Genomic DNA, 24,173 nt, shown 5'->3' on the forward strand with positions numbered 1-24,173 from the left:
CAAAGATTTTCATACAAAGCCTAGCAGATGAGGTTCTTCTCCCAAGCCTACCTCGAACCCACTGAGAGCTGAGGGTTATGCACACTCGGAAACATCCCACAGCCTATACATTCAAATGCGTACCACTGATTGAAGACGGCAGCAAAAACATGATCAGCCATCTCCCTGGCAACGCGTTTTTGTTCCTTTCGCTGATCGCATGGGTTGATGCCATCCGCCACAAGCCCCCGCGCCTCTTCTCGCTTGATGCGAGCTTCTTTGAGGGAGATTTGGGGATAGCTACCCAGCGAAATGCGCTGCTGCTTGCCTAACCAGTAGTAGCGGAAGTGCCAGATCTTGCTGCCCCCTTTGCTGACGAATAGGGACAGTCCATCGCCATCAGTGAGGGAGTAGGGATTGCCGGTAGTCCGGGCTTGCCGAACTGCGGCTTCTGAAAGAGACATATCAAGCTCCTGAGCTGGGCCAGGAACCAGATGCTTTGTCACGCGACCCAAGTGTCTCCAGTTGAAAACCGCTTCAGGGCACCTCCGGATTTCGTGTACTCAATCGTGTACTTAAAAATCTTGGATGCTACCGGTTTTCGGTGGTTTTCCGTGGAACGAAAAAAGGGCCCGAAGGCCCTATTTTCAGCTGTTTCAGACCTCTATGGAGCTCTGAAACACAATACTTGGAGCGGGAAACGAGACTCGAACTCGCGACCCCGACCTTGGCAAGGTCGTGCTCTACCAACTGAGCTATTCCCGCGTCGTCTTGATGGTGGGCATTGTATAGACTTGAAATATATCGTCAAGCCCTTGATTCAAAAAACTTTATTTTTTCTCGGAGCCTTCGCGCAGGTGCGGCCAGGCGGCACGAAGGTAATGCAGCATGGACCACAGGGTCAGGCCCGCCGCGATCATCAGCAAGGCATAGCCGAGCACTACCCAGGCGGTGAAGGCCGGTGGGTTGGCCAGGAGGATGACCAGCGCCAGCATCTGCGCCGCAGTCTTCCATTTGCCCAGGTTGGAAACCGCGACATGCGCCCTCGCCCCCAGCTCCGCCATCCATTCACGCAACGCCGAGACCACGATCTCGCGGCCGATGATCACCGCCGCTGGCAGGGTCAGCCACAGGTTGGCGTGGACCTGCACCAGCAGCACCAGCGCCACGGCGACCATCAGTTTGTCCGCCACCGGGTCGAGGAAGGCGCCGAACGGCGTGCTCTGCTGCAGGCGCCGGGCCAGGTAGCCATCGAGCCAGTCGGTGGCGGCGGCGATGGCGAACACGCTGCTGGCTGCTACGTAGCTCCAGTGATACGGGAGATAGAACAGCAGAATGAAGATCGGGATGAGCAGGACACGAAGAACTGTAAGCAGATTCGGGATATTCATCAGGACAACTGGCCACAAGGTGAGCGGAGGATTCTACTCGCTATGCAGGCTGTCATAAATCGACTCGGCGAGCTTTTTGCTGATTCCCGGCGCCTTGGCGATTTCTTCCGCACTGGCACGGGACAATTCCTGCAGGCCGCCGAAATGTTTCAGCAGGTCGCGGCGGCGCTTCGGCCCGACCCCGGCGACATCTTCCAGGCTCGACGTGCGCCGCGCCTTGCCACGCCGGGCGCGGTGGCCGGTGATGGCGAAACGGTGGGCCTCGTCGCGGATCTGCTGGATCAGGTGCAATGCCGGGGAGTCGCCGCGCAAGGTGAATTCATGCTGCACATCGTTGAGGTAAAGCGTTTCGAAACCGGCCTTGCGCGTTACGCCCTTGGCCACGCCGAGCAGGGTCAGGTCGGGCACCAGCAGCGCCTGCATCACTTCCCGGGCCATGTTCAGCTGGCCCTTGCCGCCATCCACCAGCAGCACGTCCGGCAATTTGCCCTCGCCGTCCTTGATCCGCCCATAGCGCCGGGTCAGGGCCTGCTGCATGGCGGCATAGTCGTCGCCGGCGGTGACGCCTTCGATATTGAAACGGCGGTAATCCGACTTCAGCGGGCCTTCCGGGCCGAACACCACGCACGAGGCCACCGTGGCTTCGCCGCTGGAGTGGCTGATGTCGTAGCACTCCAGGCGCTGCGGCACCTCGGGCAGACCGAGCACCTCGGCCAGGGCCTCGAAACGCGCCGCCATATGCTGGCGGTTGGCAAGACGGGCCATCAATGCCTGCTCGGCGTTGGTCACCGCCAGTTGCTGCCAGCGGGCGCGGGTGCCACGCACCCGGTGGCTGATGCTCAACTCACGGCCGCGCAGGGTTTCCACGGCGTCGCGCAGGGCATCGAAGTCTTCGTGCACCACGTTGACGATCAGTTCCGCAGGCAGCTCGCGCTCGGAGTTGCCCAGGTAGTACTGGGACAGGAAGGCCGACATGACCTCGGCCACCTCCTCCTCGATGCCCACCTGGGGAAAGAAGTTCTTGCTGCCCAGCACCCGCCCGCCGCGCACGCTGATCAGGTGCACGCAGGCGCCGCCCGGGTTGACGAACGCCGCGACCACATCGACGTCGCCGCTGCCGCCCTCCATGCTTTGCTGGTCCTGGACCCGGCGCAGCAGGGCGATCTGGTCGCGCAGCTCGGCGGCCTTTTCGAATTCCAGGGACATGGCCGCCTTCTCCATGTCGGCGTTGAGCTCGTTGGTCAGTTGATGGCTGCGGCCTTCGAGGAACATCACCGAGTGGCGTACATCGTCGGCGTACTCCTGGCTGTCTACCAGGCCGACGCACGGCCCCTTGCAGCGCTTGATCTGGTATTGCAGGCACGGCCGGGTGCGGTTGGCGTAGTAGCTGTCCTCGCACTGGCGAACGTGGAAGGTCTTCTGCAACAGGCTCAGGCTTTCGCGGATCGCGCCGGCACTGGGATAGGGCCCGAAGTACCTGCCCTTCTGCTTCTTGGCCCCACGGTGGATGCCCAGCCGCGGGAACTCGCCGTCGGACAGGAAAACGTAGGGGTAGGATTTATCATCGCGCAGCAGGATGTTGTAGGGCGGGCGCCATTCCTTGATCAGCGTCTGCTCGAGCAGCAGCGCCTCGGTCTCGCTGGAGACGATGGTGGTCTCGACACTGGCGATATGCCCGACCAGCGCAGCGGTCTTGGGTGCCAGGCCGGTTTTGCGGAAATAGCTGGCCAGGCGTTTCTTGAGATTCTTGGCCTTGCCTACATAAAGCAGGCGACCGCCAGCGTCGAACATCCGGTAGACACCCGGACGGCCGCTGCAGGTCGCCAGAAAAGCACTTGGATCAAACGCGGGGGTCATGTTCAGAGGTTGGCATCAACCATACCGTGGCGGACCGCCAGCAACGTGAGCTCCACATCGCTGGTGACCGAGAGTTTTTCGAAGATGCGGTAACGGTACGTGTTCACCGTTTTCGGCGACAAGCACAGCTTGTCGGAAATGATCTGCACCTTCTGGCAACCGACGATCATCAGGGCGATCTGGATTTCCCGCTCCGACAGGCTGTCGAACGGCGATGCGTTCTTCGGCTCGAAGGATTTGAGTGCCAGTTGCTGGGCAATCTGCGGGCTGATGTAACGCTGCCCGGCAAACACCAGGCGAATGGCCTGGACCATTTCCTCCAGCCCCGCGCCCTTGGTCAGGTAACCGGCGGCGCCGGCCTGGAGCAGGCGGGTGGGGAACGGATCGTCTTCACAGACGGTGACCGCTACCACCTTGATGTCGGGGTGACTGCGCAACAGCTTGCGGGTGGCTTCGAGGCCACCGATTCCGGGCATTTTCACGTCCATCAGGACCACGTCCGGCTTCAGTTCGCGGGTCTTCTTCAGCGCTTCTTCGCCGGAGTCGGCCTCGCCCACCACCTGCAGACCGTCGATGTCGGCCAGCATGCGGGTTATACCGGTACGTACCAGATCGTGATCATCGACCACCAGAACCCTAATCAAGCAGACACCTCGCCTTACGGTCTGAATTGGATCCGGCCACCTTATCAAAAAATCGCAGGGGGGACCTAACAGATTGCGTCACGAATATGACGTCAGATTTCATTTTTTCGACGCTCCGGTTTCGCTCTGTCGTATCAAGCCGATGCCACTTTGCCTACAGGCGACACGGCATTGCCCGCCAAGCTCTCCAGGAGATGTCTTACAGCCTGCTGATCCGCCGGTTGCAAGCGCCGGTAGCAGTCGAGCAGATGGTTTTCGCCGGGGCGAAGATCGTCGAGGGTTGCCGGCGTGGGCACGCCGCTGAGCACATAGAGGGCGTCCACCCCGCGTGCCGCGACCGCTGCGAGATAGTCCGCACGCGGGGTGCGCTCGCCACTTTCATATTTGCCCTGGGCGTTGGGCTCGACCCCGCCGATGTCGCCAAATGCCCGCTGGGTGAGGCCGAGGCGTTCACGTTCTTCCCTGAGACGTAGTCCAATACCCTTCATACGAATACATAATCCTTTGCAAAACACCCGATAGCGGGTAGGAAACCCGGTACATCCACTGCACCGTCAACAAGCGTGAACTATGCCTGCGCGGCGAAGTTCTGCACAAGCCATCCTACGCCTTTCGAAGGGTGTCAGCGGACGCTGCGCTGCATGCGGATGAAGCATTCCTCGGTGCCTTCTTCGCGAAATCCTTCACGCAGATAAAGCTGACGGGCCGGATTGGTTTTGAATACGGTCAAACGCAGCCACGACAACCGCCGCTGCGCCGCCCAGGCGTTCAATTCGCGCAATACCCAGGTGCCTGTGCCTCGACCGTGGCACTCCCGGGCTATATGCAGTTCGCGGATATACAACGCACGCATGTCCTGGCTGAGGCTGCAAAAGCCCAGGCGCCGTTCGTCGTCCATGACCAGCCACTGCTCGCGCCAGCCCCAGGCCTGGTCGAAGGCCTCGTCCTGCCACAGCAGGTCGAATTCGCAGTAGTAGCGCAGCATGCCGCGCCGGGTCAGGTCGCGGGCAAAGGGCAGGTCGAGCTCGCCGGCCCGGCGCAGTTGCAGGGTCATGGCGCGCGCTGCCCGATCGATGCTGCAAGGACCTGTCGCCAGTGGATCATGAGCCACCCTCCATCACTGAAATCAATGGAGCTTACACCCGCTTTCATTGACTGGCGTCAGCTCGATCAGTGCCTATGCTAGTACGCTGCCCTGGTACAGGCAGGAGCCTGAAAATGTCGCCCCCGGACCCGTTCATGACTACCCAGACCAGCGCCGCCGCTCCCTCGGCCGTGCTCGCTACACCCTCCTCCGGCTCCCGCGCGAGCCGAACCCCCGCCGTGGTTTTCTGCAGCCTGCTGATCGGCGCCCTGCTCTACACCGCCTGGAGCCTGCTACGCGATATCGACGCCAGCGGCACGGTGATCACCACCTGGACCCCTTTCCTGCTGCTCGGCCTGGCGCTGCTGATCGCCCTGGGCTTCGAATTCGTCAACGGTTTCCACGACACCGCCAATGCGGTGGCCACGGTGATCTACACCAACTCCCTGCCGGCGCGCTTCGCCGTGGTCTGGTCGGGGTTGTGGAATTTTCTTGGCGTGCTGTTTTCCAGCGGCGCGGTGGCCTTCGGCATCATCGCCCTGCTGCCGGTGGAACTGATTCTCCAGGTTGGCTCCTCGGCCGGCTTCGCCATGGTCTTCGCCCTGTTGCTGGCGGCGATCATCTGGAACCTCGGCACCTGGTGGCTGGGCCTGCCGGCGTCCTCCTCGCACACCCTGATCGGCTCGATCATCGGCGTCGGCGTGGCCAATGCGCTGATGCACGGGCGCGACGGCACCTCCGGTGTCGACTGGGCCCAGGCCGGCAAGGTCGGCTATGCCCTGCTGTTTTCGCCGATCCTCGGTTTCGCCTGCGCCGCCGTGCTGTTGCTGGGCCTGCGCAAGCTGGTGAAGAACCGCGCCCTATACGAAGCGCCAAAGGGCGACCAGCCGCCGCCGCTGTGGATCCGCAGCCTGCTGATCGTCACCTGCACAGGCGTGTCCTTCGCCCACGGTTCCAACGACGGACAGAAAGGCATGGGCCTGATCATGCTGATCCTGGTCGGCACCCTGCCCATGGCCTACGCGCTGAACCGGACCATGCCGGAGGAACAATCGCAGCAGTTCGTCGTGGTCGCCGAGGACACGCGCCAGGCACTCTCGGGCTACATCACCGAGCCCTTGCTGAGCGCGAAACCACGCGAGGTCCTGACCCAGTTCATCCGCACTCCGCAAGCCAGCCCCCTGCTGGTTCCGGCGCTCGCCGCGCTGGCCGGGGACATTGGTCACCAGGTGGACAGCTATGGTATTGCCGGCATTCCCGCCGAGGCGGTGAGCAACGTACGTAACGACATGTACCTGACCAGCGAGGCGATCCGCCTGATGGACAAGCACGGGCTGCTGGACGTGGATGCCGCCACGCGCCAGACCGTGCAGCAGTTCAAGGTGGCGATCGACGATGCCACGCGCTTCATTCCGCTCTGGGTCAAGGTTGCCGTGGCCCTGGCCCTAGGCCTGGGCACCATGGTCGGCTGGAAGCGCATCGTAGTGACCGTCGGCGAGAAGATCGGCAAGACCCACCTGACCTACGCCCAAGGCGCTTCGGCGGAGCTGGTGGCCATGTGCACCATAGGTGCCGCGGACCATTTCGGCCTGCCGGTATCCACCACCCACGTGCTGTCTTCAGGTGTGGCCGGGACCATGGTCGCCAACGGCTCCGGGGTGCAGGGCAGGACCATCCGCAACCTGGCGATGGCCTGGATCCTGACCCTGCCGATGTCGATCCTGCTGTCCGGCACCTTGTACTGGCTGCTGACCCGCTTTATCTGATCAGGCGCTGTTGCTGCGCAGTTCACCGATCTTCTCCAGCCGCGCGCGGACGATATTGCGGCTGATATTCAGCAAGCGCCCGGTCTGCAACTGGTTGCCGTGGCAGAAACGGTAGGCGGTGCGGAACACGGTCTCCTCGATATGCTCGTAGAGGTCGGGGATGTTCTGTTCGAACAGCGCCGTCAGCGCCGCTTCCAGATCCGGCGGCGCGGCTGGCAGGCGTTGCGGCAGTGCATGCTCCTCGTGCCTCACGCCGGTCGGACGCATGTCCACCAAGTGCAGGTCCCCCGGCTGCACCCGTTGCTGGCGGCACACCAGCAAGGCGTGGTGGATGGCATTTTCCAGCTCGCGGATGTTCCCCGGCCAGCTGTGGGACAGCAGCTTGCGTTCGCTTTCCGGGCTCAGGCTGGCGCGGTTGTAGCCCAGGCGCTGGCAGTGTTCCTCAAGGAAGAACTCGGCCAGGGGCAGGATATCCCCCGGCCGCTCGCGCAGTGGCGGCAGGCGGATGGTCGCCACGTGCAGACGGTAGAACAGGTCCTCGCGGAAATTCCCCGCCACCACCGCGTCGGCCAGGTTGACGTTGGTGGCGGCAACCAGGCGCACGTTGATCGGGATCGGCGTGCGCGAGCCCAGGCGCACCACCTCGCGCTCCTGCAACACCCGCAGCAACTTGACCTGCATGTTCAACGGCAGGTCGCCGATCTCGTCGAGGAACAACGTGCCGCCGTTGGCCGCTTCGAACCAGCCGGCCTTGGCATTGGTCGCCCCGGTGAAGGCGCCCTTCTCGTGGCCGAACAGCTCGCTTTCCACCAGGGTTTCGGCGAAGGCGCCACAGTTCACCGCTACGAACGGTTCGCGGCCACGGCGGCTGAGTTGATGGATATGTCGCGCCACCAGCTCCTTGCCGGTCCCGGTCTCGCCGATGATCAGCGTATTGGCTTCGCTGGGCGCCAGGCGCTCGATGCGGCTGAGCAGTTCCTGGGAGCGCGGGTCCTTGAACACCAGGACGGTAGCGCGAACGGATTTGGTCAGCTCGCGGGCATTGGGATGGGTAATCAGCGACATAGAAGGCATTCCTGGCATGGGTGGCGCGCCTTCATAGTGCACGAAACAAATTAGAACAAATAATTATTAATTTGCATTTGGATATTCCCAAAAGAACCACGTGGATGGATTGCTGCTCCAGCAGCAATCAGCCAGCACCGAGGTGCTCCCTGGACAGCACAGTGCCCGCTAACCGCGCCCAGTGGCTCGGCTGGAAGCCAAGCCAGGCAGGGCCTGCAGGGCTTTCCCGGATAACTGGCATGGCTTTCGCTCAAGGGTGAGGGTATCGACCGTCGTCTCGCTCAAGGACCCTTCATGAAACTGCCCCACGCCCTCACCGTCGGCCTCAGCCTGCTGACCCTGTCACTGACTGCCCTGGCCGCCGAAACCTATGCACCCAAGCCCGATCCGCTGCAAGGCGACGGCCGGGTCTCGGCGTTCTACACCTTCGACAAGGCAATCCCCGCCACCCCGGGCAAACTGCTGCGCAGCGAACCCCTGGAGCAGACCCTCAGCCTGCCCGGCGCCGCCTCGCAACTGCGCATCCTCTACAGCTCCACCGACGGTATCGACGGCAAGACGCCGATCGCCGTTTCCGGCGCGCTGTTCATTCCCCACGGCAAGGCGCCGGAAGGTGGCTGGCCGGTAGTGACCTGGGGCCATGGCACGGTTGGCGTGGCGGATATCTGCGCGCCGTCCTGGTCGGGGCGCTCCTATCGTGACGTGCAGTACCTGGCGCGCTGGCTGAACGAAGGCTATGCCATCGTCGCCACCGACTACCAGGGCCTCGGCGTCCCCGGCGGCCATCCGCTGCTGAACAACCGCATGGCCGCCTACGGCATTCTCGACGCCGCCAAGGCGGTGATCGCCGGCGTCCCGGGCCTGGCCAACAAGGTGCTGGTGCTCGGCCAGTCCCAGGGCGGCGCCGGCGCCTTCGCCGCAGCCGCCTATGCACCGATCTACGCGCCGGACCTGGGCCTGAAGGGCAGCGTCGGCACCGGGGTGATCTACACCGTCGGCAGCAAGAACGTCGGCGAGCAGGACCCGAACAAGGTCGATGCCGCCCTCGCCTACGGTTTCTACACCCTGCTCGCGGCGCAGCAGTACAACCCGAAGATCGACCCGCGCGACTACTACACCGACAAGGCCCTGCCGCTGTTCGAACAGGCCCGCACCAGTTGCCTGGCGCAACTGACCGCCGACGTGATCGGCACCGGCCTGACCCCGGCCAATACGCGCAAAGCCAATGACGGCGAGCAACTGAAGGCCTGGCAGGCCCAGGTCAGCTACCCGACCCTGAAGCTGGCGCAACCGATCTTCATCGGCACCGGCGCCGAGGACAAGACCCCCGCCGCCTCGACCCAGGTTGCCCTGATGCAGGACGCCTGCAAGGCCGGCTCGGTGGTCGAGGGCCATCTGTACAAGGGGCTGGGCCATAGCGAGACGGTCAATGCCTCGCTCAAGGACTCGCTGCCGTTCGCCCGCAAGGTCTTCGCCGGCGAAACCGTCGCCCCCATCTGCAACCCCAGCGTGCAATAAGGACAGCGCCCCATGAGTATCGAATTCTTCACCCGCCTGCCCTTGCACGGCGAAACCCAGTTCCTCCCGGGCGACCCGCGCAACCGCGGCGACTGGCACCCCGGTGGCGACAGCACCGGCGCGGTGTCGGGCTTTCGCGTCGGTGACCACTTCACCTACATCGACTACCTGGGGCAGATCGCCAAGGCCGCGGAAATCAATGGCTTCGGCGGCGTGCTGATGGTCAACGCGCCCTATGGCGAAGAACCCTGGACCGTCTGCTCGCTTCTGGCCCGGGAAACCCGCACGCTGAACTACGTGGCCGCCTTCCAGCCGTACCACTACACGCCGTGGGTCGCGGTGCAGCAGGCCGCCACCTACCAGCGGGCCACCGGCAACCGGCTGATCTGGAACATCATCAACGGTGGCTCGGATGCGGTGCAGCGCCAGGTCGGGGATTTCTTCGAGCATGACGAGCGCTACGAGCGCGCCACCGAGTTCATGGACGTGGTGCGCGGCTACTGGAACTCGGAGAACTTCCATTACGACGGGCGCTTCTTCAAGGCTGGCGGCGGCGGGTTGCGCGGCCCGCAGAAAAAGGCCGAACTGCCGCTGATCTGCACCGCCGGGTCGTCGATCCCGGCGCGGGAGTTCGCCGCCAAGCATGCCGACTTCTACCTGATGCGTGCCGAGCATCCGGACAAGATTCGTGAACTGATTGCCGATATCCGCGAGCGGGCATTGAAATACGGGCGCAGTGATATTCGCTTCGGGCTGTCCATCGATGTGATCACCCGCGAGACCGAGGAACTGGCCCATGCCGAGGCCCGGCGCTTCTTCGACGAAGGCGTGGCGAAGAACACCATCAAGGCCGCGGCGGCCCATGCCGGGCTGCGCACCGCACGCAAGCTAAGTTATGAGGAAGAATACGGCGACCGCGAGCAGAGCAAGCGCTTCGACGACTTCTTCATCTACCCGAACGTCTGGGCCGGCTTCGGCTACATCGGCATTCCGCCGGGGCTGGCGCTGGTGGGGAGCTATGAAAACGTGGTGGCGCGGATCCGCGAGTACAACGAACTGGGGATCGATGTGTTCTTCCTGGCGGGGTATCCGCATCTGGAGGAGGCTTATCGGTTGGGGAGCATATCCTTCCGCATTTCCGCGGGGAGCGGGAGGCGTTGAAGCGGGCTGCTTTGCCTGGGCTTAAAGTGGCTGGCTGATAGCTCTTCATTGCTGTTTCGGGCCTCATCGCTGCGGTGCGGCGATCCGACAAGCCAGCTCCCACAGGGTCACCACTGCTCTCAAGAGCGGCACTATACCTGTGGGAGCTGGCTTGCCAGCGATGAGGCCCGAGAGAACACCCTAGCGCAACCCGCCCTGCCGCAACCGGTACTCCCCCGGCGTCACCTGCGCATACCTCATGAAGAACCGGCTGAAATACGCCGGATCCTTGAACCCCAGGCTGTAGCAGATCTCGTTCGCCGAGCTTCCGGTGAACAGCAGCAGCCGCCTGGCCTCCTGCATCACCCTTTCCAGCACCAGGCGCTTGGACGGCAGGTCGGCGATTCGCCGGCAGACATCGTTCAGCCGCGCCTCGGTCACCCCGATGCCTTCGGCATAGCGCGACAGCGGCCAGTGCTCCAGGTAATGCGCTTCGATCAGTTCATTGAAGCGATGGAAGATGTGCAAGTCCTCATGCCGCGTGGTCCGCGCCGGCAGTGACCTGGCACACAGGCGCAGCAGGCTGGTCATCAGCAGCCGGGTCAGGCTGTGCAGCGCCGCCTCCCTGCCCGCCTCGGTTCCTTCCACTTCCCCATGCAACAGGTCGAACAGCACTTCCAGGCGCTGCGCCTCGACGGCGAACTTGCCTTCCAGGCCACTCAAGGCCACGCAGGCCGGCGCCACCTGGGCTCCCGGCGCCAGGCCGGGGTCGGCTTCGAGCAACTGCCACACCAGTTGCTGGCGCACCGTCAGCACATGCCCGTCGGCATCCGCCTCGGTGACGAACGAGTGGGGAATGGTCGGCGGCGTCAGAAAGAACATCGGCCCGGACTCGACGTACTGCTGGTCGTCCAGGTAGACCCGCACCGTCCCCGACTTGACGTAGTGCACCTGGAAAAACCGGTCATGGCGGTGCACCGGCATGTTGCGTCCGAAGAATCCGGCCAGGTTGCCGAGCTTGTCGTAGTGCACTTCCGAGTCGCTGTAGCGCTGGTCGTAGACCTGGCCGATGTTGATGTTGGGGATCGGCGTGCGATCGCTCATGACTGCCCTCACCTCTTGCCGCTTTCTTGTTCTGCCCGCCAGCTTACCCCTGCGCCCGGCGATCGGCAGCTTGCATTTCGTTAACATCTTAATTATAACGTTAACACATTAACAATTATCCACCTGGGGCACCCCGTGTCGTCCCGCCCACTGCCAGGAGAAGAGCATGAGCCGTGCCCTGCATGACGCTGCCACCGGCACCCTGTTCGGCGTTGCGCTGAACTACAAGGGGCTGCTGGAACAGCGTCTCGCCGAATTCGAACAGGCGCCGTACCAGAAGCCACCGGTCAAGCCGGTGCTGTTCATCAAGACCCCCAACACCCGCAATGGCCACGGCCAGCCAGTGGTCTATCCCAAGGGCGTCGAGCGCCTGCAGGCCGGCCCCGCCCTGGGCGTGGTGATCGGCAAGCGCGCCACCCGGGTCAGCGCCGAACAGGCCCTGGACCACGTTGCCGGCTTCACCATCGTCAACGAATTCAGCCTGCCGGAAGAGAGCTACTACCGCCCGGCGGTCAAGGCCAAGTGCCGTGACGGTTTCTGCGTGATCGGCCCGGAGCTGGTGCCGGTGGCACAGATCGCCGACCCGCATGCCCTGGACATCCGCCTGTTCATCAACGGCGAAGTCCGCCAGCAGAACAGCACCGCCAACCTGGTGCGCGGCATTGCGCAACTGATCGCCGAAATCACCGAATTCATGACCCTGCATGAAGGCGACGTGCTGATCACCGGCACCCCTGAAGGCCGTGTCGATGTGCAGCCGGGCGACCAGGTCGAAATCGAAATCACCGGGCTGGGGCGCCTGGCCAATCCCATCGTCGCCGAACAGGAGGCCCACTGATGAAACACGCTCGTATCCGTTTCCAGGGTGAAGTCCACGCGGTGACCGTGGAAGCCGACAACGCCGTGCGCCTGGCCGATGGCAGGCTGCTCGGCGAAGACCAGGTCGAGTGGTTGCCGCCTGCCAACGGCAGCATGTTCGCCCTCGGCCTGAACTACGCCGACCACGCCGCCGAACTGGCCTTCGCCCCGCCAACCGAGCCGCTGGCGTTCGTCAAGTCGCCCGGCACCTACACCGGCCACAACCAGGTCACCTGGCGCCCGGACAACATCAAGTACATGCACTACGAGTGCGAGCTGGTGGCGGTGATCGGCAAGCCGGCGCGCAACGTCAAGCGCGAGGACGCCCTGGAGTACCTGGCCGGCTACACGGTCTGCAACGACTACGCCATCCGCGACTACCTGGAGAACTACTACCGGCCCAACCTGCGGGTGAAGAACCGCGACTGCACCACCCCGGTCGGCCCGTGGATCGTGGACGTCGCCGATGTGCCGGACCCGTCCAGCCTGACCCTGCGCACCTGGATCAACGGTGAGCTGAAACAGGAAGGCACGACCCGCGACATGATCTTCGACATCCCCTACCTGATCGAATACCTGTCCAGCTTCATGACCCTGCAACCCGGCGACATGATCGCCACCGGCACCCCGGAAGGCCTGGCCGACGTGGTGCCGGGCGATGAAGTGGTGGTGGAAGTGGAAGGTGTCGGCCGCCTGGTCAACCGCATCGTCAGCGAAGCCGAGTTCTTCGCCCAATACAAAAAAGAGGCATGAGCAGCATGATCAAGCATTGGATCAACGGCCGCGAGGTCGAGAGCAAGGACACCTTCGTCAACTACAACCCGGCCACCGGCGAAGCCATTGGCGAAGTCGCCAGCGGCGGTGCCGAGGAAGTGGCCCAGGCCGTTGCGGCGGCCAAGGAAGCCTTCCCGAAATGGGCCAACACCCCGGCCAAGGAACGCGCGCGGCTGATGCGCAAGCTGGGTGAACTGATCGACCAGAACGTACCGCAACTGGCCGAGCTGGAAACCCTGGACACCGGCCTGCCGATCCACCAAACCAAGAACGTGCTGATCCCGCGCGCCTCGCACAACTTCGATTTCTTCGCCGAAGTCTGCACGCGCATGGACGGCCATACCTACCCGGTCGACGACCAGATGCTCAACTACACCCTATACCAGCCGGTCGGTGTGTGTGGCCTGGTGTCGCCGTGGAACGTGCCGTTCATGACCGCCACCTGGAAGACCGCGCCGTGCCTGGCCCTGGGCAACACCGCGGTGCTGAAGATGAGCGAACTGTCGCCGCTGACCGCCAACGAACTGGGCCGCTTGGCCGTCGAAGCCGGCATTCCCAATGGCGTGCTCAACGTGATCCAGGGTTACGGCGCCACCGCCGGCGACGCCCTGGTGCGCCACCCGGACGTGCGCGCGATCTCCTTCACCGGCGGTACCGCCACCGGCAGGAAGATCATGCAGACCGCCGGCCTGAAGAAGTACTCCATGGAACTGGGCGGCAAGTCGCCGGTGCTGATTTTCGAGGATGCCGACCTGGAGCGCGCATTGGACGCCGCGCTGTTCACCATCTTCTCGCTCAACGGCGAGCGCTGCACCGCCGGTAGCCGGATCTTCATCCAGGAAAGCGTGTACCCGCAGTTCGTCGCCGAGTTCGCGGCGCGCGCCAAGCGCTTGATCGTAGGCGATCCGACCGATCCGAAGACCCAGGTCGGCTCGATGATCACCCAGGCGCACTACGACAAGGTCACCGGCTACATCCGCATCGGCATCGAGGAAGGCGCCACCCTGCTCGCCGGCGGCCTGGAGCGCCCGGCCAACCTGCCGGCGCACCTCGCCAAGGGCCAGTTCATCCAGCCGACCGTGTTCGCCGATGTGAACAACAAGATGCGCATCGCCCAGGAAGAGATCTTCGGCCCGGTGGTCTGCCTGATCCCGTTCAAGGACGAGGCCGAAGCGCTGCAACTGGCCAACGACACCGAGTACGGCCTGGCCTCGTACATCTGGACCCAGGACATCGGCAAGGCCCACCGCCTGGCCCGTGGCATCGAGGCCGGCATGGTGTTCATCAACAGCCAGAACGTCCGCGACCTGCGCCAGCCGTTCGGCGGCGTGAAGGGCTCGGGTACCGGTCGCGAAGGCGGCCAGTACAGCTTCGAGGTGTTCGCCGAGATCAAGAACGTGTGCATCTCGATGGGCAGCCACCACATTCCGCGTTGGGGTGTGTGACCGGTAGACGAGGTTGCCTGAAAACCTGAGGCAACCCCAATCCCTGTGGGAGCTGGCTTGCCAGCGATGAGGCCCTGGCTGACCCCCTGAGGTGCTGCTGATGGCCCTATCGCTGGCAAGCCAGCTCCCACAGGGACCGTGCAACCAACAAGAAACCAGGAGTTCCACCATGGGCGAAGTCGTCCTGGCAGCCAAGGTCTGCCACGTCCCCTCGATGTACCTGTCGGAGCTGCCCGGCAAGCACCACGGCTGTCGTGAAGCGGCCATCGCCGGGCACAAGGAAATCGGCCGCCGCGCCCGCGAACTGGGCGCCGATACCGCGGTGGTGTTCGATGTGCACTGGCTGGTCAACAGCGCCTACCACATCAACTGCGGCGAGCATTTCAAAGGCGTCTACACCAGCAACGAACTGCCGCATTTCATCAAGGACATGGCCTTCGAGTATCCCGGCTGCCCTGAACTGGGCGAACTGATCGCCGCCGAGGCCAACGCCGCCGGTGTGCGTACCCAGGCCCACAATATCCCGAGCCTGGAGCTGGAATACGGCACCCTGGTGCCGATGCGCTACATGCATATGGGCGTGCCGGAGGAAGAACGCCTGAAGGTGGTGTCCATCGCCGCCTGGTGCGCCTGGCACCGTCTGGAGGACAGCCTGGCCTTCGGCGCCGCCGTGCGCCGGGCCATCGACAAGAGCGACCGCAAGGTCCTGGTGCTGGCCTCCGGCTCCCTCTCCCACCGTTTCTCCGACGACCGCAACGCCGAAGCCAACATCCACAACTGGACCCGCGAATTCGACAAGCAGGTCGACCTGCGCGTGGTGGAACTGTGGAAGCAGGGTCGCTTCAAGGAGTTCTGCGCAATGCTCCCCGACTACGCCACGGCCTGCTACGGCGAAGGCGGCATGCACGACACCGCGATGCTCCTCGGCCTGCTCGGCGGCGCCAACTACGACAAGCCGGTGGAGGTCCTGACCGAGGCCTTCGGCAGCTCCGGCACCGGGCAGATCAACGCTATTTTCCCGCTCTGATTCCAAGGAAGCCCCATGCCCCATTTCATCGCTGAAATCACCGACAACATCGAAGCCCGGGCCGACCTGCCGGGCCTGTTCGAGAAGGTCCACGCCACCCTCGGCGCCAGCGGCGTGTTTCCTTTGGGCGGCATCCGCAGCCGCGCGGTGCGCCTGGACACCTGGCGCATGGCCGACGGCAAGCACGACTACGCCTTCGTTCATATGACCCTGAAGGTTGGCCACGGCCGCGACCTGGAAACCCGCACGAAAGTCGCCGAACAGCTCTTTGCCGTCATCACCGAACACTTCGCCGCCCTGCAGGCCGAGCGCTTGCTGGCCCTGTCGTTCGAGATGAGCGAACTGCACCCGCAACTCAACTTCAAGCAGAACAACGTCCACGCGTTTCTCGACAACCAGGCGGGTTGACCTCCCCGCCTGAACTCCCCATGGCCACTCTGACAAAAAGTACAAGATCATGAGCACAGCCAATACCGCAGATAGCGTCACCCTTGCCCGTCAGGATTCGACCCATTCCACCGTGACCTGGCGGCTGATGCCGCTGTTGCTGGTGTGTTACCTGTTCGCCCACCTCGACCGCATCAACATCGGCTTCGCCAAGATGCAGATGAGCACCGACCTGCACTTCAGCGACACCGTGTACGGCTTCGGCGCCGGACTGTTCTTCATTGCCTATGCACTGTTCGGCGTGCCGAGCAATATTGCCCTGGATCGCTTCGGCCCGCGGCGCTGGATCGCCACGCTGATGGTGGTCTGGGGCGCGCTTTCGACCAGCATGCTGCTGGTGCAGACGCCCACCGGCTTCTATGTGCTGCGCTTCCTCCTGGGCGTGGCCGAGGCCGGGTTCTTCCCGGGCATCCTGGTCTACCTCAACCGTTGGTATCCCGCCAGGCGCCGCGCCGGGATCACCGCGCTGTTCGCCATCGCCGTGCCCATGGCCGGGGTGATCGGCGGGCCGCTGTCGGGCGGCATTCTCGAGCTGTTCCACGACGCCGCCGGCCTGCGCGGCTGGCAGTGGATGTTCCTGATCGAGGGTGCTCCGGTCATCCTGCTCGGCATGGTCGTCCTCAAGTGCCTGCCGGACAGCTTCGCCAGTGTCGACTGGTTGAGCGCCGAACAAAAGCAAAGCCTGCGCGACGAGCTGGACAAGGAAGAGCAACGCAAGTCGATCACTTCCTTCAGCGGCATCCTCGGCGACGCCCGGGTCTGGCTGCTGGTGGCGGTGTACTGCGCGGTCATGCTGGCGGTGAACACCCTGGCCTTCTGGATGCCGACCCTGATCCATGCCGCCGGCATCGGCAGCGACGGCCGTGTCGGCCTGCTCAGCGCCGTGCCGTACCTGGCCGGCTGCTGCTTCATGATCGCTTGCGGGCGCTCCTCGGACCGCCGCCGCGAAAGGCGCTGGCACCTGTGCGTGCCGCTGCTGATGTCCGCCGTCGGCATCGCCGTGGCCGGCATCGCCCCGCAGAACCCGACCCTGGTGATGGGCGGCCTGATAGTCGCCGGCATGGGCGCCAGCGCGGCCCTGCCGATGTTCTGGCAATTGCCGCCGGCCTTCCTGGCCAACACCACCCAGGCCGCCGGCATCGCCCTGATCAGCTCGTTCGGCAGCATCGCTTCGTTCGCCGCGCCCTACCTGATCGGCTGGATGCGCGACACCACCCACAGCGCCAGCCTTGCCCTGTACGTGCTGGCCTTCTTCATCACCCTTGGTGGCCTGCTGGTGCTGCGCACCCACGCCGCCGCCGTCAACCCTCAGTAAGAGATTCGATCATGCTCGACCACAGCCAGATCCTCAGCGCCGCGGCCCAACTGGACCGGGCCGAACGCAACCGCGAACAGGTGCGCCAGTTTTCCCTGGAGCACCCCGGCATCACCATCGAGGACGCCTATGCCATCCAGCGCGCCTGGGTGGCGCAGAAGATCAAGGACGGGCGCAAGCTGGTCGGCCACAAGATCGGCCTGACCTCTCGCGCCATGCAGGTTTCTTCCAACATCACCGAACCGGACTACGGCGCGCTGCTGGACGACATGCTGTTCGAGGAAGGCAGCGACATCCCGTTCGAGCGCTTCATCGTGCCGCGCGTGGAAGTGGAGCTGGCGTTCATCCTCGGCAAGCCGCTGAAGGGGCCGAATGTCACGGTGTTCGATGTGCTCGACGCCACCGAGTGGGTGATTCCGGCCCTGGAAATCATCGACGCGCGCATCCAGCAGGTCGATCCGCAGACCCAGGTCACCCGCAAGGTCTTCGACACCATCTCCGACAACGCGGCCAACGCCGGCGTGGTCATGGGCGGACGCCCGGTGCGGCCGACCGATATCGACCTGCGCAAGGTCCCCGCAGTGCTTTACCGCAACGGCGTGATCGAGGAATCCGGGGTTTCCGCCGCCGTGCTCAACCACCCGGCCAAGGGCGTGGCGTGGCTGGCCAACAAGCTGGCGCCGTACGACGTCACCCTGGAGGCCGGGCAGATCATCCTCGGCGGCTCCTTCACCCGCCCGGTGGCGGCGCGCCCGGGCGATACCTTCCATGTCGACTACGACATGCTCGGCTCCATCGCCTGCCGTTTCGTCTGATCAGGAGGTTTCCATGGACATGCCCATCAACCGCTTCAAGCAGCGCCTGCAGCAGGACCAGGCGCAGATCGGCCTGTGGCTCGGCCTGGCCGACGCCTACTGTGCAGAGCTGGCGGCCAACGCCGGGTTCGACTGGCTGCTGATCGACGGCGAGCACGCGCCGAACGACCTGCGCGGCATGCTCGCGCAACTGCAGGCGGTGGCGCCCTATGCCAGCGAGGCGATCATCCGCCCGGTAATCGGCGACACCGCGCTGATCAAGCAGATCCTCGATATCGGCGCGCAGACCTTGCTGGTGCCGATGGTCGACAGTGCCGAGCAGGCGCGGCAACTGGTGCGTGCCATGCATTACCCGCCCAGGGGCGTGCGTGGCGTGGGTAGCGCGCTGGCGCGGGCGTCGCGCTGGAACAGCATTCCCGGGTACCTCGATCACGCCGATGCGCAGATGTGCCTGCTGGTGCAGATCGAGAACCTGGAGGCGCTGGCTAACCTGGACGAGATCGTGGCCGTGGAAGGAGTCGATGGCGTGTTCATAGGGCCGGCGGACTTGAGTGCGTCCATGGGCCATCGCGGCAATCCGGGGCACCCGCAGGTGCAAGCGGCGATCGAGGACGCCATCCTGCGGATCAACAAGGCCGGCAAGGCGGCGGGGATCCTCAGCGCCGACGAGAAACTGGCCCGGCGCTATATCGAACTGGGGGCCAGGTTCGTCGCGGTGGGGGTGGATACCACGGTGCTGATGCGCGGGTTGCAGGGCTTGGCGGCGAAGTTCAAGGAAGGCCAGGTGGTAGAGCCAACCTCCGGCGGCGTCTATTAGTCAGTCATCGCTGGCAAGCCAGCTCCCACAGGGTTCTGTGGGAGCTGCGGTTCGGCGCTCCGACTTGCCAGCGATGAGGCCCTCAAGATCACCGCCGAACCTGCTTCAGTTCATCCAGCAGCCCCAGCAACTGCTTCAGCTTCTCCTCCCCGAACTGCCCCTGCAACGCCTGGTAGTTGGCCTCCATGCACTGGCTCATCGAGGCAAAGCACTGCTCGCCTTTCTCCGCCAGCTCCACCAGCACCCGCCGCTGGTCAGTCTCGGCCTTGCGCCGTTTCACCAGTCCCGCCGCCTCCATGCGCACCAGCACGCCGGTCATGCTCGGCTTGAGGATGCAGGCCTGGTCGGCCAGTCGGTAGATCTCCATCTCGCCCTGCTGGCGCAGGATACGGATCACCCGCCACTGCTGTTCGGTCAGGCCGTGTTCGTTGAGGGAGGGACGGAAAAAGCGCATCGCGGCTTCGCGGGCTTGCAACAAGGTCAGGGTCAGGGACTGGCGAGGACGGCTGGACATGAAGTGATAAGGGGCTCAGGTTGATCTTGTTAACACTTTAACAAAAAGTCCGACCGCTAACAGTGCGTGGCATCACCGATCAAATGCACCGGCACGGAGGGGCAAGACAGCATCCCCTGCAACGGCGTTAATGACAGCCTTTCTTCCCTCCTTAAAGGAAACCTGCCATGACCCTGCACGCCGCCAAACACGACATCCAGCTCAGCGAACTCGACGCCTGGGGCACCGTTGCCGACCTGGGTTCGGAGATTCTCGAAGGTGAAGTCCGCGCCTTCGGCAAGATGACCTTCGGCGCACCGACCGACGCCATCAGCAGTGCCTATTTCGGCACTACCCAAGGCAGGTTCCGCATGGTCTACCCGTTCAACGAACAGGCCGTGGTGGTAACGGGCGCGGTGCGCCTGACCGACGAAAGCACCGGGCAGGTCACCGAGTACAAGGTGGGTGACAGCTGGTTCGTGACCAAGGGCACGCCGGTGCTGTGGGAAATCCTGAGCGAGAGCTTCGTGAAGCATTACTTCGCGGTGGCCTGAGTTTCTTAATAAATCCTGAGGGCCTCATCGCTGGCAAGCCAGCTCCCACAGAGTTCGGCAGCGCCGCGGATATTGTGGGAGCTGGCTTGCCAGCGATGAGGCCCTCAAGATCTACACCGAAGCGCGAAGCGAAGCCGCAAAGATCGTCCACATCGCCCGCAACCGCCGCTCGTATGCCGCCTGCCCGGCATAGATCAGCTCGACGATCAGGCTGTCGACCACCCCGAGATAGGCATCCACGAACAGCTCGCGCCTGCCCCCGTCCAGTTGCGGGAACTGGCGTTCCAGCGCCTTGCCGAAGACCTCGCCCATCCGCGCCAGATAGCCCTCGAAACCCGAGGAAACCAGGGGCCGCAGGTCCGCCGGCGGAAAGAACGCCGCCCGCAGCAGGAAGCGCAAATGCGCCGACGCCAGGAAGCGCTCGGACAACTGCTGCGCATACAGCGCCCCCGGCAAGCCGTCATCGGCGGCAAAACAGCCTTCCACATAGAGCCGCTCGGCCTCGATGGCCCGCTCGAACACCGCCTCGAACAGGTCCACCTTGCCGCTGAAATGGGCATACAGCGACGGTTTGCGCATACCCACCGCCACGGCGATATCGTTGAGCGAAGCGGCGTCGTAGCCGGATTCGGCGAACTGCTCGACAGCTACCAGGCAAATCTTCTCCGCCGAAGGCGACAGCACTCTCATTGCATAACTTCCTTGATCAAACGGGCGAATATTCCACGACCTAGCGACCGATAGGTAGTCACCTCGGGCGAGCCTGGTGCGATCCGCCCAGGCTCAGGTCAACCCATGTTCGAATGTCTCTTCAGCTCAGGACGAGGCCCGCCAGGCTACTGCTGCGGAAGTCCTTGGGTGATTGCTCGAACTGTTTCTTGAACGAACGGCTGAAGTGCGCCGAATCGGTGAAGCCCCACTTGTAAGCGATGGTGGTGATCGATTCGGTCTTGTGGATCGGGTTGGCGAGGTCGTCGGCGCTGCGTTGCAGGCGTGCACGCTGGATATAGCGGCAGACGCTGTCGCCCTGCTCTTCGAACAGGCGATACAGATGGCGTACCGAAATGTTCAGGCGGCTGGCCAGGCTGACCGGGGTCAGGCCGGGCTGGCCAAGGGACTCGTCGATGACCTTCTGCACATAACTGCGCAAATCGGCGCCTTGCAAGGCGGCAGGCGCACGGCTGTCGTGATCGCTGCCTTCGAGGGCCGAACCAAGCAGCGACAGGAAGGCGCTGTGCAGCGCGTCGCCCTCGGCCTGTTCGCCATCCTGGGTGCCGCTCTCCTTGCACAACTGGTCCATCAGCAGGTGCAGCATGCGCCCGCAGGCCTTGCTCTGGGAGATCTTGCCGAAGATCCGTTGGTCACTGCCCAGCTGGCGGCAGACTTCATCGCGGGACAGGCCGAGGGAGGCGTGTTCGATCAGGCCGAAGGGCGTGATTTCGCAGGCGCCCACCGAGTCCATCAGCAGCATCTCGCCGGGCGCCAGTTGCAGGCTGGTGCCGTTCTGGGTGATCTGGGAAAAACCGGTGCGCTGGCTGACCAGGAAGCAATGCCGGTCGTTGTCGCGATCGGCCTTGAGACCGTTACGGCGGATCACCCCGGCGTTGGTGCGCAGGTTGGCCATGCCCAGGCCACCCCGCGACCAGGTGGAAATCTCGCCGATGAACAGCGAGCGGTTGAACGCAAGTTCGGTTTCGAAATACCCGCACGTTGCCTGCATTGCCGCGTTCCAGCGATCCAGGGCCGAGCCGGTATCCTGATGGATACTCATGACGTACCTCCACAGTGGCATCTTGTTTTTGTCGGGCAATAGTTAACATGTTATCTATATGCACGCAACAATTCTGTAAGCACCTGTGTGGAAGCATATTGAGTGCCAACCTTTCGGTAGGTTGGCTTACACACACCTTGTGGGAGCTGGCTTGCCAGCTCCCACAGAGTTTTGCACCGGTTTCGGATCAGTGGTCTTCCAGCACTCTCCTGAAACCAATCAACGCAGTCAGCAACAACTCCCTCTGCTGCGAATCAACGCGGATATACCGCCGAAACGCCGGCATCCGGTTGACCACTTCACTACCGCCCATATGCTCCAGGACCACCGTCCACTGCCCGTCGGCACGCTCCAGGCGCAGGCGTTTGAAATCCAGTGGCATCAGCGCCTGGTACAGCGTCCGGTCCTGCTCCAGGCGCTGGCGCAGGGTCTCCATCAACCCCGCCTCACCGCCCTTCTGCTTCCAGCCCAGACCGCTGCGACGAATCGCGCCAGTGTGGTGCAATTCCAGGGTCGCACTGCCCCCGGATGCGGCACTGCACTGCAAACGAAACTCGCAGACCACGATGTGCATGAGCAACTGCGATTCGGTGCGCTCGTGCACCTCGAACGTCACCCCGTCCGCCAGGCTGAAACATGCCCGGCCGGGCTCAAGTACCTGGCACCCGGCCAGGCCGAGATTGCGCCGCAAATGCTCCAGAGTCACCCCCGGGCGATAGCCCGAGGGTGCACGGTCAAACAGTTTTTGCCAGAGGTTCGGCGTAGTGGCTGCCATGATGGACTCCAGGTTCGTTGGCAAACTCCTTCGCCAGGACGTCCTCGACCGAGGCCGGCTTGAACGGATTGACCCGCTGCACCACCAGCGTCCAGAACAGCGCATAGGCCGCGGTGCCCCCGAGCATCCAGGCAAACGGCACATAGACGTCCGCAGGATTCATGCCCGGCGGGGTGATGAACCACATGCCCAGGACAATACCGACGCTCGACAGGATCTGCGGCAGCGGGAACAGCGGCGAGCGGTAGGCACGCGGCAGGTCCGGGCGGCGGATGCGCAGGATCACCACCGACAGGGTCACCAGCAGGTACGCGGTGCTCCAGGCGCAGACCGCCGCCAGCACCAGGTGCATGATGTTGTCGGTGTTGCCGCCCAGGTACAGGGCGTGCAGGCAGGGAATCAGCATCGCCACCAGGATGCACAGCAGCGGGGTCTTGAAACGCGGGTGCAGGTAGGTGAAGACCCTGGGCAGCGCGCCGTCCACGGCCATGCCATAGAGGATGCGCGGCACGCCGGCCATCAGGGTATTGATGGTCGCGGCCCCGGCGAACAGGAAGCCGATGCCCAGCCACAGCGGGCCGATGTTACCCATCACCTGCTCGGCGAATTTCGGGATGGCCATCGGCGTGTCGAGAAGATGCACGCCGGAAGCGGCGTCGAGCACCACGTTCTCCACCTGGCGCTTCATGGCCGCACCGTAGATGAACATGCAGCTGGCCACGCCCAGCAGGCCGAGGGCCATGGCCCGCGGCATGGTCCGCGCCGAACGGCGCAGGTCCGGGGCCAGCGGGGTGACGAACTCGCAGCCGACGAACATGAACATGGCCATGCCCACCAGGGACAGCACGGTGACCAGGTCGGTCCCGACCATGGACTCGCCGAACCAGCCATCCAGTTGCACCGCCGGGGCAGCGACCAGGCCAAGCACGCCGAACACCATCAGGGTGGTCCACATGCCGAAGGTGAGGATGATTTCCGCCTTGCCGAAGGCACTGACGCCGAAGGCATTGAGGATCGCAAAGACCACCACGAAGCCGACCCCCAGCAGCCAGGAGCCACCGGCGGACTCGGCCAGGGTGTTGAGGTGTTCGAAGTTCACCAGGGCCATGACCCCGGCGAGGATGGTCTCGGCGGTACCGGCGAAGACATGCACGATCAGGTACGCCGAGAGGGTGCCGGTGATGGCGAAGAAACGGCCCATGCCGCAGTTGATGTAGTCATAGACCGAACCGGTGGTCGGCAGGATCGCTGCGGCTTCGGCGAAGGTGGTCGATTGCGCCAGCATCAACAGCACCGCGATCAGCATCGCCATGGCGAAGGCGCTGCCGCCGATGCCGAAGCCCATGGTCGCGGTCAGGATGACAGGGCTGGCCATGATCAGGCCGATGGTGCTGGCCAGGGCGGTGGGAAACCCGATCGTGCCCCGGTTCAGGTGCGCGCTGAGCGTGTCGTTGAGCGACATGGTGAAGACCTCAAGTGCCGTTGTTATGGTTGTGCGTCACTCTGCGCCGCACTCCATTGCACGTCTTGCCCC

General features: G+C 63.8%; 24 protein-coding genes, 1 tRNA gene and 1 pseudogene. 12 read left to right on the top strand and 14 right to left on the bottom strand.

The window, feature by feature from the left end; translation table 11 throughout:
- Positions 1-47: 47 nt before the first annotated feature.
- The 7 genes from CSV86_RS13560 to CSV86_RS13590 all read right to left on the bottom strand — a co-directional run bounded on the left by CSV86_RS13560 (position 48) and on the right by CSV86_RS13590 (position 4,925).
- A complete protein-coding gene (locus tag CSV86_RS13560) occupies positions 48-443 on the bottom strand; it encodes an Arm DNA-binding domain-containing protein (protein ID WP_009394219.1) in 396 nt (131 codons plus the stop codon).
- Positions 444-668: 225 nt separating this feature from the next.
- Positions 669-744, bottom strand: a tRNA-Gly gene (locus tag CSV86_RS13565).
- 65 nt (positions 745-809) lie between these two features.
- Entirely contained in the window at positions 810-1,370 is a 561-nt protein-coding gene (pgsA, locus tag CSV86_RS13570; RefSeq protein WP_009394220.1) for a CDP-diacylglycerol--glycerol-3-phosphate 3-phosphatidyltransferase, read from the bottom strand.
- Between the two features lie 33 nt (positions 1,371-1,403).
- Positions 1,404-3,227, bottom strand: coding sequence for an excinuclease ABC subunit UvrC (gene uvrC, locus CSV86_RS13575; RefSeq protein WP_009394221.1), 1,824 nt, complete (start codon positions 3,225-3,227; stop codon positions 1,404-1,406).
- A gap of 2 nt (positions 3,228-3,229) precedes the next feature.
- Positions 3,230-3,871, bottom strand: coding sequence for a response regulator transcription factor GacA (gacA, locus tag CSV86_RS13580; protein WP_009394222.1), 642 nt, complete (start codon positions 3,869-3,871; stop codon positions 3,230-3,232).
- A 134-nt stretch (positions 3,872-4,005) separates the two neighbouring features.
- Entirely contained in the window at positions 4,006-4,359 is a 354-nt protein-coding gene (locus tag CSV86_RS13585; RefSeq protein ID WP_009394223.1) for a helix-turn-helix domain-containing protein, read from the bottom strand.
- Between the two features lie 134 nt (positions 4,360-4,493).
- Positions 4,494-4,925, bottom strand: coding sequence for a GNAT family N-acetyltransferase (locus CSV86_RS13590; protein WP_009394224.1), 432 nt, complete (start codon positions 4,923-4,925; stop codon positions 4,494-4,496).
- Positions 4,926-5,089: 164 nt separating this feature from the next.
- Here CSV86_RS13590 and CSV86_RS13595 point away from each other — a divergent pair, with 164 nt between their 5' ends.
- Positions 5,090-6,721 (top strand): inorganic phosphate transporter, encoded by a 1,632-nt coding sequence (locus CSV86_RS13595; RefSeq protein ID WP_009394225.1) that lies wholly within the window; start codon positions 5,090-5,092, stop codon positions 6,719-6,721.
- Here the strand turns inward: CSV86_RS13595 and CSV86_RS13600 are convergent, their stop codons facing one another.
- Positions 6,722-7,786, bottom strand: a complete 1,065-nt coding sequence (locus CSV86_RS13600) for a sigma-54 interaction domain-containing protein (protein WP_009394226.1) — start codon at positions 7,784-7,786, stop codon at positions 6,722-6,724.
- 294 nt (positions 7,787-8,080) lie between these two features.
- Between CSV86_RS13600 and CSV86_RS13605 the strand changes: the two genes are divergently transcribed.
- Positions 8,081-9,304: a lipase family protein gene (locus CSV86_RS13605; protein ID WP_009394227.1), complete on the top strand. Its 1,224-nt coding sequence runs from the start codon at positions 8,081-8,083 to the stop codon at positions 9,302-9,304.
- Positions 9,305-9,316: 12 nt separating this feature from the next.
- Positions 9,317-10,503: pseudogene (locus CSV86_RS13610) on the top strand (LLM class flavin-dependent oxidoreductase).
- 142 nt (positions 10,504-10,645) lie between these two features.
- Here CSV86_RS13610 and hpaA read toward each other — a convergent pair.
- Positions 10,646-11,548, bottom strand: a complete 903-nt coding sequence (gene hpaA / locus CSV86_RS13615) for a 4-hydroxyphenylacetate catabolism regulatory protein HpaA (protein WP_009394229.1) — start codon at positions 11,546-11,548, stop codon at positions 10,646-10,648.
- Positions 11,549-11,714: 166 nt separating this feature from the next.
- Between hpaA and CSV86_RS13620 the strand changes: the two genes are divergently transcribed.
- The 8 genes from CSV86_RS13620 (at position 11,715) to hpaI (ending at position 19,046) form a co-directional block, all read left to right on the top strand.
- A complete protein-coding gene (locus CSV86_RS13620; RefSeq protein ID WP_009394230.1) occupies positions 11,715-12,386 on the top strand; it encodes a fumarylacetoacetate hydrolase family protein in 672 nt (223 codons plus the stop codon).
- A complete protein-coding gene (locus tag CSV86_RS13625; RefSeq protein ID WP_009394231.1) occupies positions 12,386-13,159 on the top strand; it encodes a fumarylacetoacetate hydrolase family protein in 774 nt (257 codons plus the stop codon). The genes CSV86_RS13620 and CSV86_RS13625 overlap by 1 nt, the downstream gene beginning before the upstream one ends.
- 5 nt (positions 13,160-13,164) lie before the next feature.
- Positions 13,165-14,625, top strand: a complete 1,461-nt coding sequence (hpaE, locus tag CSV86_RS13630; RefSeq protein ID WP_009394232.1) for a 5-carboxymethyl-2-hydroxymuconate semialdehyde dehydrogenase — start codon at positions 13,165-13,167, stop codon at positions 14,623-14,625.
- A 169-nt stretch (positions 14,626-14,794) separates the two neighbouring features.
- Positions 14,795-15,652 (top strand): 3,4-dihydroxyphenylacetate 2,3-dioxygenase, encoded by an 858-nt coding sequence (gene hpaD / locus CSV86_RS13635; RefSeq protein WP_009394233.1) that lies wholly within the window; start codon positions 14,795-14,797, stop codon positions 15,650-15,652.
- A 15-nt stretch (positions 15,653-15,667) separates the two neighbouring features.
- Positions 15,668-16,060, top strand: a complete 393-nt coding sequence (locus CSV86_RS13640; protein ID WP_009394234.1) for a tautomerase family protein — start codon at positions 15,668-15,670, stop codon at positions 16,058-16,060.
- Between the two features lie 49 nt (positions 16,061-16,109).
- Positions 16,110-17,414, top strand: coding sequence for an MFS transporter (locus CSV86_RS13645; RefSeq protein ID WP_009394235.1), 1,305 nt, complete (start codon positions 16,110-16,112; stop codon positions 17,412-17,414).
- Between the two features lie 11 nt (positions 17,415-17,425).
- A complete protein-coding gene (hpaH, locus tag CSV86_RS13650; RefSeq protein WP_009394236.1) occupies positions 17,426-18,229 on the top strand; it encodes a 2-oxo-hept-4-ene-1,7-dioate hydratase in 804 nt (267 codons plus the stop codon).
- A 13-nt stretch (positions 18,230-18,242) separates the two neighbouring features.
- Positions 18,243-19,046, top strand: coding sequence for a 4-hydroxy-2-oxoheptanedioate aldolase (gene hpaI, locus CSV86_RS13655; protein ID WP_009394238.1), 804 nt, complete (start codon positions 18,243-18,245; stop codon positions 19,044-19,046).
- Between the two features lie 88 nt (positions 19,047-19,134).
- Here the strand turns inward: hpaI and hpaR are convergent, their stop codons facing one another.
- Positions 19,135-19,560, bottom strand: coding sequence for a homoprotocatechuate degradation operon regulator HpaR (hpaR, locus tag CSV86_RS13660; RefSeq protein WP_009394239.1), 426 nt, complete (start codon positions 19,558-19,560; stop codon positions 19,135-19,137).
- A 167-nt stretch (positions 19,561-19,727) separates the two neighbouring features.
- Between hpaR and CSV86_RS13665 the strand changes: the two genes are divergently transcribed.
- Positions 19,728-20,093 carry a cupin domain-containing protein gene (locus CSV86_RS13665; RefSeq protein WP_009394240.1) on the top strand — a complete coding sequence of 122 codons (366 nt, stop codon included), beginning with the start codon at positions 19,728-19,730 and terminating at the stop codon, positions 20,091-20,093.
- 111 nt (positions 20,094-20,204) lie between these two features.
- Here CSV86_RS13665 and CSV86_RS13670 read toward each other — a convergent pair whose 3' ends face one another.
- The 4 genes from CSV86_RS13670 to CSV86_RS13685 form a co-directional block, all read right to left on the bottom strand.
- Positions 20,205-20,783, bottom strand: coding sequence for a TetR/AcrR family transcriptional regulator (locus tag CSV86_RS13670; protein WP_009394241.1), 579 nt, complete (start codon positions 20,781-20,783; stop codon positions 20,205-20,207).
- Between the two features lie 121 nt (positions 20,784-20,904).
- Positions 20,905-21,864, bottom strand: a complete 960-nt coding sequence (gene feaR, locus CSV86_RS13675; RefSeq protein WP_009394243.1) for a transcriptional regulator FeaR — start codon at positions 21,862-21,864, stop codon at positions 20,905-20,907.
- A 187-nt stretch (positions 21,865-22,051) separates the two neighbouring features.
- Positions 22,052-22,639, bottom strand: a complete 588-nt coding sequence (locus CSV86_RS13680) for a DUF3156 family protein (RefSeq protein ID WP_009394245.1) — start codon at positions 22,637-22,639, stop codon at positions 22,052-22,054.
- Positions 22,599-24,101 carry an APC family permease gene (locus CSV86_RS13685; protein WP_009394247.1) on the bottom strand — a complete coding sequence of 501 codons (1,503 nt, stop codon included), beginning with the start codon at positions 24,099-24,101 and terminating at the stop codon, positions 22,599-22,601. Before CSV86_RS13685 ends, CSV86_RS13680 begins: the two co-directional genes overlap by 41 nt.
- Positions 24,102-24,173 lie beyond the last annotated feature (72 nt).

It is taken from the genome of Pseudomonas bharatica CSV86, assembly GCF_000319305.2.
Lineage (GTDB): Bacteria > Pseudomonadota > Gammaproteobacteria > Pseudomonadales > Pseudomonadaceae > Aquipseudomonas > Aquipseudomonas bharatica.

What these genes read in the sequence shown, in the direction of transcription:
- CSV86_RS13560 (WP_009394219.1), bottom strand. Translation starts at nt 443, where the DNA reads ATGTCTCTTTCAGAAGCCGCAGTTCGGCAAGCCCGGACTACCGGCAAT.
- pgsA (WP_009394220.1), bottom strand. Translation starts at nt 1,370, where the DNA reads ATGAATATCCCGAATCTGCTTACAGTTCTTCGTGTCCTGCTCATCCCG.
- uvrC (WP_009394221.1), bottom strand. Translation starts at nt 3,227, where the DNA reads ATGACCCCCGCGTTTGATCCAAGTGCTTTTCTGGCGACCTGCAGCGGC.
- CSV86_RS13585 (WP_009394223.1), bottom strand. Translation starts at nt 4,359, where the DNA reads ATGAAGGGTATTGGACTACGTCTCAGGGAAGAACGTGAACGCCTCGGC.
- CSV86_RS13590 (WP_009394224.1), bottom strand. Translation starts at nt 4,925, where the DNA reads ATGACCCTGCAACTGCGCCGGGCCGGCGAGCTCGACCTGCCCTTTGCC.
- CSV86_RS13595 (WP_009394225.1), top strand. Translation starts at nt 5,090, where the DNA reads ATGTCGCCCCCGGACCCGTTCATGACTACCCAGACCAGCGCCGCCGCT.
- CSV86_RS13600 (WP_009394226.1), bottom strand. Translation starts at nt 7,786, where the DNA reads ATGTCGCTGATTACCCATCCCAATGCCCGCGAGCTGACCAAATCCGTT.
- CSV86_RS13605 (WP_009394227.1), top strand. Translation starts at nt 8,081, where the DNA reads ATGAAACTGCCCCACGCCCTCACCGTCGGCCTCAGCCTGCTGACCCTG.
- hpaA (WP_009394229.1), bottom strand. Translation starts at nt 11,548, where the DNA reads ATGAGCGATCGCACGCCGATCCCCAACATCAACATCGGCCAGGTCTAC.
- CSV86_RS13620 (WP_009394230.1), top strand. Translation starts at nt 11,715, where the DNA reads ATGAGCCGTGCCCTGCATGACGCTGCCACCGGCACCCTGTTCGGCGTT.
- CSV86_RS13625 (WP_009394231.1), top strand. Translation starts at nt 12,386, where the DNA reads ATGAAACACGCTCGTATCCGTTTCCAGGGTGAAGTCCACGCGGTGACC.
- hpaE (WP_009394232.1), top strand. Translation starts at nt 13,165, where the DNA reads ATGATCAAGCATTGGATCAACGGCCGCGAGGTCGAGAGCAAGGACACC.
- hpaD (WP_009394233.1), top strand. Translation starts at nt 14,795, where the DNA reads ATGGGCGAAGTCGTCCTGGCAGCCAAGGTCTGCCACGTCCCCTCGATG.
- CSV86_RS13640 (WP_009394234.1), top strand. Translation starts at nt 15,668, where the DNA reads ATGCCCCATTTCATCGCTGAAATCACCGACAACATCGAAGCCCGGGCC.
- CSV86_RS13645 (WP_009394235.1), top strand. Translation starts at nt 16,110, where the DNA reads ATGAGCACAGCCAATACCGCAGATAGCGTCACCCTTGCCCGTCAGGAT.
- hpaH (WP_009394236.1), top strand. Translation starts at nt 17,426, where the DNA reads ATGCTCGACCACAGCCAGATCCTCAGCGCCGCGGCCCAACTGGACCGG.
- hpaI (WP_009394238.1), top strand. Translation starts at nt 18,243, where the DNA reads ATGGACATGCCCATCAACCGCTTCAAGCAGCGCCTGCAGCAGGACCAG.
- hpaR (WP_009394239.1), bottom strand. Translation starts at nt 19,560, where the DNA reads ATGTCCAGCCGTCCTCGCCAGTCCCTGACCCTGACCTTGTTGCAAGCC.
- CSV86_RS13665 (WP_009394240.1), top strand. Translation starts at nt 19,728, where the DNA reads ATGACCCTGCACGCCGCCAAACACGACATCCAGCTCAGCGAACTCGAC.
- CSV86_RS13670 (WP_009394241.1), bottom strand. Translation starts at nt 20,783, where the DNA reads ATGAGAGTGCTGTCGCCTTCGGCGGAGAAGATTTGCCTGGTAGCTGTC.
- feaR (WP_009394243.1), bottom strand. Translation starts at nt 21,864, where the DNA reads ATGAGTATCCATCAGGATACCGGCTCGGCCCTGGATCGCTGGAACGCG.
- CSV86_RS13680 (WP_009394245.1), bottom strand. Translation starts at nt 22,639, where the DNA reads ATGGCAGCCACTACGCCGAACCTCTGGCAAAAACTGTTTGACCGTGCA.
- CSV86_RS13685 (WP_009394247.1), bottom strand. Translation starts at nt 24,101, where the DNA reads ATGTCGCTCAACGACACGCTCAGCGCGCACCTGAACCGGGGCACGATC.